General features: G+C 68.0%; 16 protein-coding genes. 11 read left to right on the forward strand and 5 right to left on the reverse strand.

Annotated elements, in window-relative coordinates; all coding sequences use genetic code 11:
• Nucleotides 1-10: 10 nt before the first annotated feature.
• Nucleotides 11-736, reverse strand: coding sequence for a hypothetical protein (locus F618_RS0111435; protein ID WP_019568614.1), 726 nt, complete (start codon nucleotides 734-736; stop codon nucleotides 11-13).
• Between the two features lie 65 nt (nucleotides 737-801).
• Here F618_RS0111435 and F618_RS0111440 point away from each other — a divergent pair, with 65 nt between their 5' ends.
• From F618_RS0111440 to F618_RS0111455, 4 genes are read left to right on the forward strand one after another with little or no spacing between them, the layout of a single operon-like run.
• Nucleotides 802-1,443 carry a TetR/AcrR family transcriptional regulator gene (locus F618_RS0111440; protein ID WP_019568615.1) on the forward strand — a complete coding sequence of 214 codons (642 nt, stop codon included), beginning with the start codon at nucleotides 802-804 and terminating at the stop codon, nucleotides 1,441-1,443.
• The gene (locus F618_RS0111445) at nucleotides 1,433-1,993 is read left to right on the forward strand and encodes a carboxymuconolactone decarboxylase family protein (protein WP_019568616.1); all 561 of its coding nucleotides are present in this window, start codon (nucleotides 1,433-1,435) and stop codon (nucleotides 1,991-1,993) included. The genes F618_RS0111440 and F618_RS0111445 overlap by 11 nt, the downstream gene beginning before the upstream one ends.
• Before the next feature lie 36 nt (nucleotides 1,994-2,029).
• On the forward strand, nucleotides 2,030-2,407 hold the full coding sequence (locus tag F618_RS0111450) for a DsrE family protein (RefSeq protein WP_019568617.1): 378 nt from the start codon (nucleotides 2,030-2,032) through the stop codon (nucleotides 2,405-2,407).
• 53 nt (nucleotides 2,408-2,460) lie between these two features.
• Nucleotides 2,461-3,555 carry a DUF3524 domain-containing protein gene (locus tag F618_RS0111455; protein WP_019568618.1) on the forward strand — a complete coding sequence of 365 codons (1,095 nt, stop codon included), beginning with the start codon at nucleotides 2,461-2,463 and terminating at the stop codon, nucleotides 3,553-3,555.
• Here the strand turns inward: F618_RS0111455 and mltF are convergent.
• The gene (mltF, locus tag F618_RS0111460) at nucleotides 3,542-5,008 is read right to left on the reverse strand and encodes a membrane-bound lytic murein transglycosylase MltF (protein ID WP_019568619.1); all 1,467 of its coding nucleotides are present in this window, start codon (nucleotides 5,006-5,008) and stop codon (nucleotides 3,542-3,544) included. The two genes, F618_RS0111455 and mltF, sit on opposite strands and share 14 nt — an antisense overlap.
• Before the next feature lie 407 nt (nucleotides 5,009-5,415).
• Here mltF and F618_RS0111465 point away from each other — a divergent pair, with 407 nt between their 5' ends.
• From F618_RS0111465 to F618_RS0111475, 3 genes are all read left to right on the forward strand, one after another.
• Nucleotides 5,416-5,667: a GlsB/YeaQ/YmgE family stress response membrane protein gene (locus F618_RS0111465; protein ID WP_018938007.1), complete on the forward strand. Its 252-nt coding sequence runs from the start codon at nucleotides 5,416-5,418 to the stop codon at nucleotides 5,665-5,667.
• A gap of 23 nt (nucleotides 5,668-5,690) precedes the next feature.
• Nucleotides 5,691-5,888 carry a DUF3185 family protein gene (locus F618_RS0111470; RefSeq protein WP_018146324.1) on the forward strand — a complete coding sequence of 66 codons (198 nt, stop codon included), beginning with the start codon at nucleotides 5,691-5,693 and terminating at the stop codon, nucleotides 5,886-5,888.
• Nucleotides 5,889-6,002: 114 nt separating this feature from the next.
• On the forward strand, nucleotides 6,003-7,256 hold the full coding sequence (locus F618_RS0111475; protein WP_019568620.1) for an OmpP1/FadL family transporter: 1,254 nt from the start codon (nucleotides 6,003-6,005) through the stop codon (nucleotides 7,254-7,256).
• Nucleotides 7,257-7,295: 39 nt separating this feature from the next.
• Here the strand turns inward: F618_RS0111475 and F618_RS0111480 are convergent, their stop codons facing one another.
• On the reverse strand, nucleotides 7,296-8,252 hold the full coding sequence (locus tag F618_RS0111480) for a matrixin family metalloprotease (protein WP_019568621.1): 957 nt from the start codon (nucleotides 8,250-8,252) through the stop codon (nucleotides 7,296-7,298).
• 123 nt (nucleotides 8,253-8,375) lie between these two features.
• Here F618_RS0111480 and F618_RS0111485 point away from each other — a divergent pair, with 123 nt between their 5' ends.
• On the forward strand, nucleotides 8,376-8,801 hold the full coding sequence (locus tag F618_RS0111485) for a DUF3617 family protein (RefSeq protein WP_018938010.1): 426 nt from the start codon (nucleotides 8,376-8,378) through the stop codon (nucleotides 8,799-8,801).
• 127 nt (nucleotides 8,802-8,928) lie between these two features.
• Here F618_RS0111485 and F618_RS0111490 read toward each other — a convergent pair whose 3' ends face one another.
• The gene (locus F618_RS0111490) at nucleotides 8,929-9,528 is read right to left on the reverse strand and encodes a DUF938 domain-containing protein (RefSeq protein WP_018951341.1); all 600 of its coding nucleotides are present in this window, start codon (nucleotides 9,526-9,528) and stop codon (nucleotides 8,929-8,931) included.
• Between the two features lie 95 nt (nucleotides 9,529-9,623).
• Between F618_RS0111490 and F618_RS0111495 the strand changes: the two genes are divergently transcribed.
• Nucleotides 9,624-10,472, forward strand: a complete 849-nt coding sequence (locus F618_RS0111495; protein WP_018951342.1) for a bifunctional nuclease domain-containing protein — start codon at nucleotides 9,624-9,626, stop codon at nucleotides 10,470-10,472.
• 22 nt (nucleotides 10,473-10,494) lie between these two features.
• On the opposite strand, the gene pgi is transcribed toward F618_RS0111495, so the two are convergent.
• The gene (pgi, locus tag F618_RS0111500; protein WP_019568622.1) at nucleotides 10,495-12,138 is read right to left on the reverse strand and encodes a glucose-6-phosphate isomerase; all 1,644 of its coding nucleotides are present in this window, start codon (nucleotides 12,136-12,138) and stop codon (nucleotides 10,495-10,497) included.
• A gap of 130 nt (nucleotides 12,139-12,268) precedes the next feature.
• Here pgi and glgA point away from each other — a divergent pair, with 130 nt between their 5' ends.
• Both glgA and ppc read left to right on the forward strand, forming a co-directional pair.
• A complete protein-coding gene (glgA, locus tag F618_RS0111505; protein WP_019568623.1) occupies nucleotides 12,269-13,756 on the forward strand; it encodes a glycogen synthase GlgA in 1,488 nt (495 codons plus the stop codon).
• Between the two features lie 82 nt (nucleotides 13,757-13,838).
• Nucleotides 13,839-16,682: a phosphoenolpyruvate carboxylase gene (ppc, locus tag F618_RS0111510; protein ID WP_019562616.1), complete on the forward strand. Its 2,844-nt coding sequence runs from the start codon at nucleotides 13,839-13,841 to the stop codon at nucleotides 16,680-16,682.
• Nucleotides 16,683-16,746: the final 64 nt, after the last annotated feature.

Genomic DNA, 16,746 nt, shown 5'->3' on the forward strand with positions numbered 1-16,746 from the left:
GGAAAGCGGCTCAGTCCATCATCTCGACACGCTCAAAGAGCTCCGCCTCGTCCCCCTCGAAACGAAAGCCGACGGCATCCGTCGCGACCCGGAACTCGCCTTCCGCCTGTATCCAGCCCTGTTCCAGGACGCTCGCGTCGACACGCTCGAACAGCCGCTGCAGCGCCAACGCAGTGGCACCCCGGGCCGCGTATTCCAGGCCGTGGCGCTCCCATCCGGAACGGGCCGCATCCCCCAGTCTCCAGCCGGTCTCGACGAACCCGGCAATCCACAGCGCGCGCAGCAGCCCGTCACCCCACTGCTGGCGCAACTGCGCCATCCCGGAACGCGTATCCGCGGCGGCCTCCACCGTCGCGACCAGCGATGCGGGCAACAGCTCGCGCCAGTCATCGCTCTCGAAAGCGCCCGGCATCAAATCCTCGTCGATAATCTGAACGAAGTCCGGGACCGGGTCGGAACCCGTGCGCTGCGCCAGCTGGATCAATGCCCCGGCCTCGTCGCGATAACCGGACAGGGCAAACCCGCACAAGTGATGATCCACGATGTCGTGCACGAACACCGACGTCGGGATGCGCTCGCCGGCGAAGGGCGTCGCCGCGATCACGTCCGCGCCGCGTCCTGGCAGATCCAGCTTCCAGCCACGCACCCCAAAGCCATCCGCCCAGGATTCGGCGTAGTGCGCCGGGATGGCCACGCCACCCTCGTCCCCATCCTGCAGACCCCGTTCGCGCGTCATTAGCTCGTCTCCGTACCAGGTGTCGTCCTTGCACTTTACCGACCGGTCAACTAGTGTGCAAAGACATGGAAGCCATCACACCCAACGACACCCGCGGCGCAAGCCGCGAAGCCCTGCTGCAGGCCGCCCGCGACCTCATTGTCACGCGCAGCTACGCCTCCGTCGGCATCGCCGAGATCTGCGCGCAGGCGGGTGTGCGCAAGGGCAGTCTGTACCACTTCTTCCCCGGGAAGGAGGCGCTCACCCTGGCGATGCTGGACGCGCTCTACGCGGACTTCGAGCGCGAGGTGCTGATCCCCGGGCTGTCGGACGCCAACGGGCTCCGCGCTCGCATCGACGCGTTCGTCCATGCGATCCATGCCTTCGAGGCGCGGATGCAGTCGGAATCCGGACAGCTGCCCGGCTGCCCCTTCGGCAACCTGGCGGTGGAGATGGGTACCCACAACCCGGCCCTGCGCCAGGCGATCCGGAAGCACCTGGATGCGGTCACCGCACATTTTCGCGCCGTGCTGGACGCGGCCGTACAGAACGGCGAGCTTCCGCCCGAAACCGACACCGCGGCCGCCGCCGAACAGTGGCTGGCGCTGATGGAAGGGATCCTGGTGATGGCCAAGGCCGATCAGGATCCGGCCACGATCCTGCGCCTGGGCCCCGCGCTCGGGGCGCTCCTGCTCAACCCGACCCCGGAGGTCCACCATGAGCGATGAACACTTCCCCCTGCATGACGCCGCCAGCGCCCCCGACGCGAAGCCGGCCTTCGAGCAGGCCGAGCAGACCTTCGGCATGGTCCCCAACCTGATCCGCAAGATGGCCAGCGCGCCAGCCCTGGCGGAGGCCTATCTTTCCCTCAATACCCTGCTGCAGCAGACCTCCATGAGCCCGACCGAGCAGTGCACCCTGTTGCTGACGGTCAGCCGCTATCACGAATGCGACTACTGCATGGCCGCGCACAGCATGACCGGCCGCATGACCGGCGTTCCGGACGGCGTGGTCGATGCGCTGCGCGAGGACCGCCCGATCGACGACCCGAAGCTGGAGGCGCTGCGCCAGTTCACCCGCGCCATGATCGAACAGCGTGGCTGGATCGACGAGGCCACCCAGCAGGCCTTCCTGGACGCCGGCTACACGCACCCGCAGATGCTGGAGGTGATCCTGGCGATCGGCCTGAAGACCCTGTCCAACTACACCAACCACATCGCCGGCACCCCGGTCGACGAGCCCATGGCCGGCGAGCGCTGGACGGCACCGGGCGCATAACCACGCCGTCCCAACGTCCCCGAAGGAGAAACCAACATGAGCGAAGAAACCGCCGATCTTGTTGTCATCATGATCACCGGGCCGGAGAACAAGCGTCGTCTGCCGTCGGCCTTCTTTCTGGCGGCCACCGCCGCCGCAAGCGAACAGAACGTCATCATGTACTTCACCGGGCCGGCCACGGAACTGCTGAAAACCGGCGTCGCCGAGAACATCCATCCCATGGAGGGCGGCAAGAGCATCGCCGACTTCATGAAGAACGCCATGGACAACGGCGTCCAGATGATGGGCTGCCGGCAATCGCTTGAGCTGAACGGAATGGATGAATCGGATCTGGCCTACCCGAACCTCCCCTTGCTTACGCCCTCGCAGGCCTTGCCTTCGCTGGGGTCGGCCGGCAAAGTCCTGACCTGGTAATCAAACGAGGGGCCGCACCGGTGGCCCCTCTCCGACCGGAGGCGCACAGGGGCGTGCCGGACCATCGCAAGCGCATCCTCCTGCTGTCCGCCTATCGCGCCGACAGCCACGCGGCCTGGGCGGACTGGTTAACCAGCACCTTCGATGCGTTCGACTGGCGGCTACTGGAACTGCCGGGGCGCCACTTCCGTTGGCGCATCCGCGGCAACCCAATCTCCTGGCTGGACGAACTGGCGACCACGGAAGCCGACGCGGTCATCGCCACCTCGATGGTGGATCTCGCCACCCTGCGCGGACTCCATCCGCATCTCGCCGCCCTGCCGACGCTCTACTACGTGCACGAGAACCAGTTTGCCTATCCGCTGGGCCCGCAACAGGTGGATTCGGTGGACCCGCAGATGGTGCAGATCTATGCGGCGCTGGCCGCGGACCGCATCGCCTTCAACTCGGCGTTCAACCGCGACTCGTTCCTGGAAGGGATGGCGACCCTGCTCGGACGCATGCCGGATGCGGTACCTCCCGGGATACGGGACCGACTGACGCAGCGCAGCGCGATCCTCCCGGTGCCGATCCAGCCAACGGCCGTGGCCGGCGGCACTCGCGATCCGGGCCTGATCCTCTGGAATCACCGCTGGGAATACGACAAGGCCCCGGAGGTCTTTGCCGAGGCCATGCTGACGCTGGCCGGGTCGGGCGTGGATTTCCGTCTTGCCCTGCTGGGACCGCGGCCGGCGAACGCCCCCGAACCCCTGCAAAAGCTGCGCGAGGCCCTGGGGAACCGGATCATCGCCGATGGCAAGCTGCCCCGCAGCGAATACGACGCGTTACTGGGCCGCGCAGGCATCGTCGTCAGTACCGCCCGGCACGAGTTCCAGGGCCTGGCAGTGCTGGAGGCCAGCGCCGCTGGTGCCACACCGCTGGTCCCGGATGCCCTGGCCTACCGCGAACAATACCCCGATGCCTGTCGCTACCCGCAAGGCGATGTCGACACGCTGACGCAGCGCCTGCAGGCATGGCTGCAACAAGGCGCCCCGCCCGCACCCGACGTCCGCGCGTGGACGCCGGGGCGATTGGAGCCGGACTGGAAACGGATGCTGGACGACCTCGTTATGGGCGACCGCAAGGGGTCACGGGTCAATCGCGGCTGACGACGACCCGATCCGACATCTCGTCCTCGGCCACGAACACCGGGCGGATCACGTCGCGGTAATTGCGGATGCGCTGCACGTAGTACACCGGCTGATACCCGCGCGCATAGCCGTAGCGCAGATCCTTGTAGTAACGCTCCTCGGTCAGTAGCGGCAGGATCTCGCGCATGTCGGCCCAGCGATCCGGGTCCCGTCCCAGCTCGCGCGCCAGGCGGCGCGCATCCAGCAGGTGGCCCCGGCCGATGTTGTAGGCCGCCAGCGCCAGGTAGGTACGATCCGGCTCAACGATGTCATCCGGCAGCAACCCGTGCTGACGCTGCAGGTAGCGGGCCCCGCCGTCGATGCTCTCCACCGGGTCCAGGCGATCCACGCCCAGCGACTCGGCGGTGCGACGGGTCAGCATCATCAGCCCGCGCACACCCGTCGGGCTGCGCGCCTCCGGATCCCAGTGCGACTCCTGATAGGCCAGTGCAGCCAGCAGATCCGCGGGCAGATCCGTGCGCTCGGCCGCCTCCTCGAAGTGGGGATGGTACTGGGGCAGGCGATCCTCTATGCGCCGGTTCAGCGCGCGCAGGTCGACGAAGTCGAACTGGTTGATGTAGGCGTAATAGCGCTCGTCCACGAGGTCGCGCAGCTCGCGGCCACCGGCGCCCTGCATCCAGGTGGCGGCCCGCTCGGCGAGCTCGGCATGCTCCGGATCGACATACCACCCCAGCGCGCGCGGCGCGGACAGATCGAAGGCGATGTCGAGATGCGGGAAGGAGCGGCGGTTGTAACGCACGATGTGCGAATCAGCCACGGTGCAGCCGATCTCCTGCCGGGCGACCTGCGCCATCAGGCGCTCGGTGCCGATCTCGCGCACCTCGAAATCGACCGATTCCGGAAGCGCCTCCTCCAGGGTTTCGACGTAGCTACTGCCGGCCGAGACGACCAGATCGACGCCCTCCAGCTCGTCCGTCGAACCCGGCAAGCCGGACAAGTCGCGATGGCAGACGACCTGCTCGCTCACCTCCATGTAGTGCGGACCGCGGCGAAAGCGCTCGTCACGCGACGGCAGATGGGTCAGACCCGCTGCCGCCATGTGCGCCGCGCCGGATTCGAGCGCCTCGAGGACACCGGAAACCGAGTCGGCCATGACCCATTCCACCTTCCAGCCATGCGCCAGGGCAAAGCCTTCGACCAGGTCGTGCTCGGTGCCGGACGTCTCCAGATGCTGGTCAAAGTACCAGGTGGTGGGTGCGTTGCGGGTCACCACGCGCAGCGTGCCGGTCTCATCCACGGAGGCCAGGCGATCGCCCGCAGCCGCGTTGGAAACCATCGTTCCGGGTTGCCCGTTCTCCGAACCACACCCGGCCAGTAACGCCAGCAGGGCCGCCGGGATCAATGCCCGGAAGGCTCGCCCACAGCGCGCGGAGCGAGTGACCCGTCCCTTGCGCTTCGATTGTTCGGTCATACCGGTTTCCTTCCCGTCGGCAGCCGGCGTCAAACGCCAACCGATTCCATGACGGATCCATGAATGTCCGATACAGAGACTAGGGTTTTGCGGAATGGTTCTCAAAAATACCCACACTCGCGGGGTTGCAGAATCACCAAGTATCCGTTCACGGATGTTCGGCTCACCCGTGCCGGTGGGCACAAGGGAGACACGCCCTGTACAGTCGAAGTCCGGCCCATCGCCGAGCGAACGACCGCGGCCAGGAACAAGGCCAAAGGCTCCGCCAAACCCAGCGGGCATCCTTGAGGCCTGGGAGGCACTGATCAATTCGCACGCCCGTGCTCGAGTTGATCAGTGCCTCCCTGGGGGAACGCCTCGACATCCGCGCGATCCAATCGCCCGTCACTTGCCAGGAGCGCGACAACATGCCCGTGGAATCCCTTCTCCTCCTCCTGCTCATCGGCGGCATTGCCGGCTGGCTCGCAGGCCTGCTGGTACACGGGTCCGGGCAGGGTATCCTGCTGAATATCGTGGTTGGCGTGATCGGCGCCTTCCTCGGCGGCTGGCTGTTCACCCAGCTCGGGGTGCAGGCAGCCGGACTGATCGGCAGCCTTGCCGCCGCCACCGTGGGCGCCGTGCTGCTGCTCGGTCTGCTTGGCTTGATCCGAAAGGCCTGATCCACCCGATCCAAGGAGTTCTCATGATCCAGATCCTCGGCATCATCCTGCTGGTTGGCGGCCTGATCGCCGCCCTGGTCGGTGTTCAGGACGCCTTCGGCATGCGCGAGCGCGCGGCGCGGCTGTTCCTTGGCCGCTTCACCCGGCGCACCCTCGCGCTGCTTATCGGTGGCGGCGTGGCCGCGCTGATCGGCCTGATCCTGATGACCTCGAAAATGTGATGCGGTTGGCGTGATCTTCCCGAGGCGGTAGGGTCCGCCTCGGGGGAGCCTGCGACCGACACCGGACGCGGCATCGCTGCGGCCCCCCTGGAACAAAAAACAAGGGGAGACCGCATGACTCTGACACCGTCGCGCCGCCTGGCGCTCTCGATCGCCGTTAGCTCCGCCCTGTTTGCCGCCCCCGCAACCCTGATGGCCGCCGGCTTCTACCTCCAGGAGCAGGGTGTGTCCGGCCTCGGCCGCGCCTATGCCGGGGAGGCCGCCATCGCCTCCGACGCCAGCACCATCTACTTCAACCCGGCCGGCATGACGCGCCTGGAAAGCAACGAGCTCCAGGCCGGTGTGCACCTGCTGATCCCCAACGCGGAGGTCAACAGCCGCGGTACGACCATCAACGGCACGCCATACGATGGCGGCCGCGACAGCAGCAATCCCTACGATCCGACCCCGATCCCCAACCTGTACTGGGCGGAGCAGTACTCCGACCGCGTCTGGCTGGGCTTCGGCCTCACCGCGCCCTTCGGCCTGAAGAACGAGTACAACGACGACTTCTTTGCCCGCTACGACTCGCTGGAATCCGACCTGCAGGTGCTAAACCTGCAGCCCAGCATCGCGTTCGAGCTGACCGACCGGATCTCCATCGGCGGCGGCCTCGACCTGCAGTACGCCGAGGCCACCCTGCGCAGCGCGACGCCCGGAGGGCTCCCGCCCAGCCCGGCCACCGACGGCGAGTTCGAACTCGAGGGTGACAACTGGGATGTCGGCTTCAACATCGGCATGCAGTTCGACCTGAATGATGACACCCGGCTGGGCATCCACTACCGCGACGGCATCACCCACACCCTGAAGGGAACCGCGACCTCCACCCAGCAGGGTGTTCTGCCCGGTCGTGCCGACCTGAAGCTGCCCGATATCGCGTCGATCGGCATCCAGCATCGCTTCAGCGATCGCTGGACGGGCCTGGCCCAGTACACCTGGTTCAACTGGTCGAACTTCGACGAGATCCGGATCCAGTTGCCCCAGGGCAACGAGCAGGTGCTGGAACAGAACTACCGCAACAGCTACGCCCTGGCGGTGGGGGCCGAGTACGCGATGAACCCGCGCTGGACCCTGCGTGGCGGCATCCAGTACGACCAGACCCCGACGCAGACCGACGGGCGCAGCACGCGCACCCCGGATGGCGACCGCACCTGGTTCTCCTTCGGTGCCAGCTACGCCAGCAGCGAGCGCTTCACCTTCGACCTGGGCTACAGCTACATCCACATCGCCAGCGAGGATCTCGACATCACGCGTAACGGCGTGAACATGCAGGGGACGACCAAGGGTCACGTGCACGTCCTGTCGGCCGCCATGCGCTACCACTTCTAGCGCCGAATCCGGGGCTGGGCATGCGCCCCGCCCCGTTCATCACCACTCCAGCTCCACTCCGCAGGCCGCCGCCAGGGCGCGTCGGTCGGCGTCGCTCAGGTCGCGCCGTCCGGCGTTGGCCTCGCCCAGGATCGCGTGCATCACCGCCGCCGGGTCGTCCACGTGCTCGATCCCCAGGGCGTGCCCCAGCTCGTGCGCCAGCGTCAGGCGCAGCTCGTCCGCGTCACTGGCCTTGAACACGGTGATGGAGCGCCGCGCGCCCTGCTGCTCGTAGACCGCCATGTCGAAGGCCCCGGTCGCGCCGATCTCGCGGTTCAGCTCCGCGACCCGTTCGTTGAAGCCATCGATCTCGCCCTCGAGGTCGCGGATCTCGCGGTTGAGCTCGTCGCGCCGACGCTCCAGCGTGCGGCGGCCCTGCTCCAGGTCGTCCCGCGCCGCATCCAGCGCCCGGCGCTGCCGTTCCAGCCGCTCGCGGTTCCCCGCGTTGTGCGCCATGCGTCCGGCATTCCAGGCGGCCACCGCCTCTTCGTACTCGCGCTGGCGCGCCTGAAGGTCCTCCAGGCGCCCCTGGTAGCCCGCGGCATCCGCTGCCAGCGCCGAGTGCCGGTGATCCAGACGCTCCTCGCGCTCGGCGATCCCCCGCTTGAGCCGGTCCAGCTCCGCGCGCGCCCGGTCGCGACTCTCGGCACCCGCCTGGCGCTCGTCGAACACCAGCCGCACCGGCATGCCCTCCCCCTCGCGCTGACGGAAAAGTGTTTCCGGCGTCGGCCCGTCCCACATGCTCACGGCCGCATCCAGGGCCGCCTGCACTGCGTCACGCTCCAGCCGGAAGCGCGGGTCCACAGCCTCCAGATGCAGGGTGATGGGCATCTCGCAGCGCGGCGCGGCCAGGTGCGCATGCCCGGCGGAGCCGCCCGACAAGTGTCCCTCCTGCCACAGGACACCGCCCAGCGCGAGCGCCCCGACACCGCCGACCAGCCATAACGGTATTGCCATTACAGTTCCTCCTTCGCACGCACCCAAGGTACCAGCCAGCGGGTGCCGCCACCCGCGTTTGCCCCGTCATGACGCGCCAGGCACCATTGAACCCATTCGATACCCCCGATTCAGGAGACTGCCATGCTGCGCACCCTTCTTGCCGCCCTGCCGCTCGTTGCCCTGCCGCTCGTCGTCCAGGCCGAGACCCCGAACATCCAGCCCGGTCTCTGGGAAAACCAGACCACCATGATCATGGAAGGCATGGGCGGCATGCCGGACCAGACCGAGACCAGCACCGAGTGCGTCACCCAGGAAGACATCGACCGCGGCGAGAACATCATCGAGGCGCCGGAAGGCTGCACCCTGGACCACGTCGACATGAGCGCCGACCGCATGGACTACACCATGAGCTGCCCCGGCCCGCAGGGCGGACGCATGCAGATGGACGGCAGCATGCGCTTCATGGGTGACCGCGCCGAGGGCGAAATGACCAGCGAGATGGACACCCCCATGGGCCCGATGAACGTGCGGATGGAAATGCGCGGCCAGCGCATCGGCGACTGCTGACCCCCCGTATTCACCACGGAGGTCACAGAGGGCACGGAAACGAAGAACGATCTGGAAAGAGCCGCAAGTACGGGGCGCGACTTGCGTCACTTCAGCCCCCGGACTTTTCTTCGTGCCTTCGTGGTCGTTAAGCCCTGCGCCAGAGGAGGATCTGATTGTTGGCCGGCAGGTCGAGGACCGCGGCGGGCTCGAGGCCGGCGGCCGTGGCGAGGGCATCCAGGTCGGCGCGGTCACGCACGCCCATGCCCGGATCTTGCGCCCGCAGCATCTGGTCGAACCGGGCGTTGGATTCGGCAGTATGCGAACCGTCGTGGGCAAACGGGCCGTACAGCGCGAACAGCCCACCCGGCGCCAGTACCCGGGCCACGCCGGCAAACAGCGCCTCCACCGCCGGCCAGTGCATGATATGCACGGTATTCGCGCTGTAGACGTACTCGAACGGCCCCTCCGGCCAGGCATCCCGCAGCACGTCCAGTTTCAGCGGGGGCCGCAGATTGGGCAGGGCCGCGTCGCGTCGCCAGGCCTCCACGCCCGGCAGGTTCTCTGCCACGTCACTGGGATACCAGTCGAGATGCGGCAAAGCCGCGGCGAAATGCGCCGCGTGCTGCCCGGTGCCGGCGCCGATCTCCAGCACCCGTCCATGCGCAAGGAACTGCTCGCGCAGCTGGGCCAGGATCGGCGCGCGGTTTTGATCCGCGGCCGGGGCATAGGGCTTGTCGGAGGTCATCGCAGCGATCCGTTCACGGGGGACAAGGCAGTATTCTGGACGCCCCGCAACCGCACTGCCATGATCGGGATACACCCTATTTCCAGGCTGCCCTGATGACACCCCGCTTCCGGTTGTTCCTGCCCGCCCTGCTCGTCCTGTTGCTGGTCATCGGCGGCGAGGCGCTGGCCCGCGACATGGCGACCGACCCGGAGCGCCTGCTGCCGGTCGAACTGGCCACCGTCGGGGTGGATGCCGGCTCCGGCACGCCCATCGCGCTGTTGCGACACCCGGCGTCCGGCGAGGTGGTCCCCATCGTGATCGGGACCGACCAGGCCCGCGCGATCCTGCTGGCCATGCACGACATAACACTGTCGCGCCCGCAGACCCACGACCTGATGATCGACCTGCTGGAGCAGATGGATGCGCGCCTGGAACGGGTGATCATTGACGGCCTGGAGAACGGTACCTATCTCGGCTGGCTGGAGGTACGGATCGCCGGCGAGGCCGAACCCCGGTTGATCGACACCCGCCCCAGCGACGGGCTCGCCCTGGCGGTACGCAGCGGGGCCGCCATCCATGTCGCGCCGGAAATCCTGGAGGCCGATGTCGCCTTCGACTACACCCCGCCGGGCGAGGACGAGGTCGTCACCGCCCTCGGCATCACCGTTGTGGAGGCCCGCAACGACCTGCGCGAAGCCCTGCAACTGCCGGACGAATCCGGCGTGCTGGTCAGCCGTGCCGCGGGCCGCGCCGCCGCCGCGGGCCTGACCCACGGCGCCCTGATTCTGAAAGTGAACGGGCGCACGCCCACCACCCCGATGGACTTCCTCGAGGCGATCTCCGCGACACCGGAGGGCGAGCCCGCCGAAATCCGCTACTGGCTGGATGGCGAGACCCGCAGTATCACGCTGCCCACGGACGTCCCCGAGATCAAGGAGTCCGACGACGCCCTGACCGTCTGAGCAGAGCCGGAACGGACGCGGGTCAGTCCCGCGGCGGAAGCCGCGGGCGCAGCCAGTCGAGCGTGGCGGTGGTTGCAAGATCGTGCTCGCCGGCGGTCGCGCCGGGCGCCAGGTCCTCAAGCACCTGACCGGCCAGCTGCTTGCCCAGCTCCACCCCCCACTGATCGAAGGCGTTGATCCCCCACAGCGTGGCCAGCACGTAGATCTTGTGCTCGAACAGCGCGATCAACGCGCCCAGCGTGGCCGGATCCAGGCGTTCCAGCAGAATCAGCGTGCTCGGCCGATTGCCGGGGAAGGTCCGGTGCGGCGCCAGCGCATCGATCGCCTCCGGCGACTGCCCGGCCGCCGCCATCTCGGCGCGCACCGCGGCCTCGTCCTTGCCCATCGCCAGCGCCTCGGCCTGCGCCACCAGGTTGGCCAGCAGCAACGGGTGCTGCGCCGGCAGGTCGTGCTCGGGACGGGCCACGCCGATGAACTCGGCCGGGATGAAGCGCGTGCCCTGGTGGAGCAACTGGAAGAAGGCGTGCTGACCATCGGTGCCCACCGCACCCCAGACCACCGCGCCGGTTGCGTCCGTCACGACCTGCCCGTCCAGCCCCACGCGCTTGCCCAGGCTCTCCATCTCCGCCTGCTGCAGGTACGGCGGCAGCAGCGACAGGCGTTCGTCGTAGGGCAGTACCGCGCGCGACTGCGCCCCCAGCAGGTTCTGGTTCCACAAATCCACCAAAGCCATGCGCACCGCGGCATTGCTGGAGACCGGCGTCTGGCGCACGTGCTCGTCCATGGCATGAGCCCCGCCGAGAAAGGCGCGGAAGCCGTCCATGCCGAGGAGCAGCGCCACCGGCAACCCGATGGTGGACCACACGGAATAGCGCCCGCCGACCCAGTCCCAGAAGCCGAACATGTTGTCCGGGTCGATACCGAACTCCGTTACCCGGTCGCGCGCGGTGGAGACCGCCACGAAGTGGCGCGCGACGGCCGTGTCGTCCGGCGCATGCCGCAGCAGCCAGGCGCGCGCCGCACGGGCGTTGGTCAGGGTCTCCTGGGTGCCGAAGGTCTTCGATGCGACGATGAACAGCGTGGTTTCCGGATCGGCCTCGCGCAGCACGGCGGAGAGCGCCGCGCCATCCACGTTGGAGACGAACTGCACGGTCAGCGGCACGCCGTCGGCCGTCGCCTGTGCATGCGGCGCAAGCGCCCGGCAGACCATGCGTGGCCCGAGGTCGGAGCCGCCAATGCCGATGTTCACCACGCGACGGATCGGACGCCCGCTGTAGCCACGGTGGACCCCCTCGTGGATCCGCCGCACGAACGTCTCGACCCGGTCGAGCTGCGCATGCACCTGCGGAACCACGTCCGCGCCATCCACTTCACAGTGGGCGTCGCGCGGCAGGCGCAGGGCCGTGTGCAGGGCCGCCCGCCCCTCGGTGGTATTGACCCGCTCGCCGGCAAACAGCGCGCGCAGCGCCTCCGATACCTCACAGGCCGCAGCGCGCTCGTACAGGGCATCCCAGGCCGCACCGTCCAGGCGCTGGCGCGTCCAGTCCAGGCGCAACCCGGCGATCTCCTGCACGTCGCGTTGCACGCGATCCGGATCGCGCGCGAACAGCTCGCGCAGGGGCTCGTCCGCCAACCGTCGGGCCTCGACCCGCAAGGCACTCTCCATCACCGCACCCACTCCTGCCGTCATCCTGTTTCCTCGATTGTCCCAAGCGCAGAGTGCCGCCCCGGCCCCTGCGTTACAATTAACAGAAAGTCATCCGGCGCCGCCGGTTCCGCACTTGGGGATTTTTTGCATGCGCATCCTGTTCGCCAGCAGCGAGGCCTACGGTCTGGTCAAGACCGGGGGGCTCGCCGATGTCAGCGCCAGCCTGCCCGCCGCCCTGCGCCGGCGGCGCCAGGATGCCCGCCTGGTGCTACCCGGCTACCCCGACGCCTGTCGCAACCTGGTGGATGCCACCCCGCGCCCGGGTCCGGACGGCGCCCCCTGGCAGATCATCGAGGGCCGACTGCCCGGGACCCGGCTCCCGGTCTACCTGATCGACTGGCCAGAATACTTCCAGCGCGCCGGCAACCCCTACAGCGCCAGCAACGGCATGGACTGGCCGGACAACGCCCAGCGCTTTGCCGGTTTCGCCCGCGCCATCGTGGCGCTGGCGCGGGACGAGGCCGGGCTGGACTGGGCGCCGGAACTGATTCACCTGAACGACTGGCAGACCGGTCTCGTGCCTCTGCTGCTGGATCCGGAGCGCACCGGCGTCGAACGCCCGCGGACGGTGTTCACCATCCACAATCTGGCCTACCAGGGCCTGTTCCCGGCGAGCACCGTGCAGGATCTGAACCTGCCCGCGGACCTGTGGCACCCGGAGGCCCTCGAGTTTCACGACCAGCTTTCGTTCATGAAGGCGGCCCTGATCTTCGCCGACGCGATCACCACGGTCTCGCCCACCTACGCCCGCGAGATTCAGGAACCGGTCCACGGCATGGGGCTGGACGGCGTATTACGCGCCCGCAGCCCCGACCTGCACGGCATCCTCAACGGGGTCGACTATAGCGACTGGGATCCGGCGCGCGACCGCCACATCGCCGCGCGCTACAGCGCCGAGGACCTCGCGGGCAAGGCCGCCAACAAGGCTGCTCTGCAGACCCGCATGGGCCTGGAGACCAACCCGGACATCCCGCTGCTGGGCCATGTCGGCCGCATGGTCGACCAAAAGGGTGTCGATCTGCTGCATGCGGCCTGCATGCCACTGCTGGAGGCCGGGCGCATCCAGCTGGCGCTGGTCGGCTCCGGCCAGAAGGACCTGGAACACGCCACCGGCGCCCTCGCCCGCGCTTACCCCGGCCAGGTCGGCGTGCACATCGGCTACGACGAGCCGCTGGCCCACCAGATCGAGGCCGGATCCGACCTGTTCCTGATGCCGTCGCGCTTCGAGCCCTGCGGGCTCAACCAGCTCTACAGCCTGCGCTACGGCACCCCGCCGGTGGTCCACGCCACCGGCGGTCTGGCCGACACCGTGGTGGATGCCACGCCGGAGAACCTGGAGGCGGGCACCGCGACCGGTTTCAGCTTCACCCCGGACAGCGTCGCCGCCCTCGGCGCCGCCCTGGAGCGCGCCCTGGCGCTGTATACCGCCCGCGGCGACGGCCACTGGGAACAGCTGATGCACAACGGCATGGCACGCGACTTCGGCTGGACCGCCAGCGCCGATGCCTATCTCGCCCTGTACCGCGAACAGCTTCCGCGCCGCAGCCGGCGTGCGAAGGCGGCATCTGCGCTATAATCGCGTCCTTTTCGCGACCTCCCGAACCCCAACCGGCAAGCCCAGGCAGCGGCGATCGTCGTCCTGCGCGCACAGGCCCGATATGACTCGAAGCGATCAACACGACCGATTCCTCCCCAAGGACAAGGAACTGCGCGCCCGCGTGCGCCTGTTCGGGGAACTCCTGGGCAACGTGATTCACGACCTGGAAGGCCAGGCCGTGTTCGACGCGGTGGAGAAGCTGCGCCGCGGCTTCGTCAGCCTGCGCAAGGACGAGGATCCGGACCTGCGCCGCCAGCTGATGGCCGACATCACGCACTTTGACGCCTCGCTGACCGAGCGCGTGATCCGCGCCTTCAGCATCTACTTCAGCCTGGTCAACATCGCCGAGGAAGACCTGTTCTACCGCTGGCGCCGCGCCCAGGTCTCCAGCGGCGAGCCGCTGTGGACCGGCTCCTTCGACCAGACCCTGCGCGAGCTGCATGGCGAAGGCGTCACCGCCGAGGAGCTGGAACGCCTGCTCAACGAGCTGCACTACCAGCCGGTGTTCACGGCCCACCCCACCGAGGCCCGCCGCCGGACCACGATGGAGAACCAGCGCCGCGTGTTCGAGACCGCCGACCGGCTGAACCAGCCGGGGCTGGGCGAGGAGGAGCGCCGCCTGATCACCGAGGAACTGGAGACCCAGATCCAGATCCTCTGGCGCACCAACGAGGTGCGGGTGAAAAAGCCGCAGGTTCAGGACGAGATCAAGTACGGCCTGTTCTATTTCGAGGAGAGCCTGTTCGAGGCCATCCCGCAGTCCTACCGCTTCCTCGAGAAGGCCATCCGCCGGATCTACGGCGTCAACCCGGACGGCAGCCTGCCGGTACGCATCCCGGCCTTCCTGCACTTTGGCTCCTGGATCGGCGGCGACCGCGACGGCAACCCGAACGTGACCCCCGAGGTCACCGAGCTGTCCTGCCGCCTGGCGATGGAACAGGTCCTGCGCGAGTACCTCAAGCGGGTCAACCACCTGCGCAACGTGCTGACTCACTCGTCCTTCATGTGCCAGCCGTCGCAGGCATTCCTCGACAGCCTGGACGCCGACTCCAATATCGCCAACGCGGTGTTCCAGGGCGCCTCCGACCGCTTCGAGAGCGAGCCCTACCGGCGCAAGCTCTACATCATGCGCTACCGTCTGCGCGAGACCCTGGGCACCGTGGTGCGCCGGGTCCGCGGCGAGGCCGCCGTGCTGCCGACCAACAGCGCCTATGCCGACGCCCAGGCCTTCCTGAACGACCTCAAGCTGATCCGCGACTCGCTGGTCAGCCATGGTGATCGCAACATCGCCAGCGGCGCGCTGACCGACCTGATCCGCCTGGTCGAGACCTTCGGCTTTCACCTTCACCACCTGGACGTGCGCCAGGAGTCCACCGTCCACTCCGACGCGATCGCGGAACTGCTGCGCCAGTTGGCACCGGACACCGACTACGCCGCGCTGGACGAGACCGGCCGCCAGCAGGCGCTGAGCGAACTGATCGCCTTGGAGAACCTGCCCGAGGTGGACCGCAAGGCCCTGGGCGAGAGCACCCGCGAAACCCTGCGCGTATTCGAGGTGATCCAGAGCATGCGCCGCGAGGTCGGTCCGGACGGCATCGGCACCTACGTGATCTCCATGACCCACGCCGCCTCGCATGTGCTGGAGGTCCTGCTGCTGGGCCGCCTGGCAGGTCTCGCGGGCAACGACGAAGAAGGCAACCCGTTCTGCCATCTGCGCATCTCGCCGCTGTTCGAGACCATCGAGGACCTGCTGCATGTCGAGGACGTCCTCGAGGGCCTGCTGTCCAACCCGGTGTATGCACGACTGCTGGCCGCCTCCGGGAACATCCAGGACGTCATGCTCGGCTACTCCGATTCCTGCAAGGACGGCGGCATCCTCGCCTCCAGCTGGAACCTCTACGAGGCACAGAAGAAGATCGTCGGCATCACCGACCGCTTCGGTGTGCGCTGCCAGCTGTTCCACGGCCGCGGCGGCACCGTCGGGCGCGGCGGCGGCCCGACCCACGAGTCCATCCTCGCCCAGCCCCCGGCCACGGTGCAGGGCCGGATCAAGTTCACCGAACAGGGCGAGGTACTGTCGTACAAGTACTCCAACGTGGAGACCGCGGTGTACGAGCTGGGCATGGGTGCGACCGGCGTCATGCTCGCCTCGCGCAGCCTGATCCGGCCGCCGCGCAAGGATCGCGACGACTACCGCGCCACCATGCACGAGCTCGCGCAGGCTGGCGAGGATGCCTACCGCGAGCTGATCGACCGCACCGAGCGCGTGCTCGATTACTTCTACGAGATCACCCCGGTACAGGAGATCGGTTTCCTGAATATCGGCTCGCGGCCATCGCACCGGCGCAAGACCGACCGCTCCAAGAGCTCGATCCGCGCGATCCCCTGGGTCTTCGGCTGGGCCCAGGCGCGCCACACTCTGCCCGCCTGGTACGGCATCGGCACCGCGCTGGCACAGTGGCGCGGCGACGACCCCGAACGCCTGGCCCAGTTGCAGCGCATGTACCAAGAGTGGCCGTTCTTCCGCTCGTTGCTGTCCAACTGCCAGATGGCCCTGACCAAGGCCGACATGCGCACCGCCGCGGAGTACGCCCGCCTGTGCAGCGACCCGGAACTGGCAGAGCGCATCTACGTCCTGGTGCGCGAGGAACACAGTCGCACCGTCACCGAAGTGCTGCGCGTGGCACAACTGGACCGACTGATGGACGAAACGCCCCTGCTGGCGCGTTCGCTGCAACGGCGCAACCCGTACCTGGACCCGCTCAACAGCATCCAGATTCACCTGCTGCGCGAGTCTCGCCAGTTCGACGCCGAGGCCGACGACGACACCGACGAAAACCCGTGGCTGTCGCCCCTGCTGCGCTCGATCAACGCGATCGCCGCAGGCATGCGCAACACCGGCTAAAGCCAACGGGCTCGCGGGCCTCCCACGACGGGGGTCCGCGATCGTCATCCTGCCGGTACAACGG

The organism is Thioalkalivibrio sp. ALMg13-2, assembly GCF_000381185.1.
GTDB classification, from domain to species: domain Bacteria; phylum Pseudomonadota; class Gammaproteobacteria; order Ectothiorhodospirales; family Ectothiorhodospiraceae; genus Thioalkalivibrio; species Thioalkalivibrio versutus.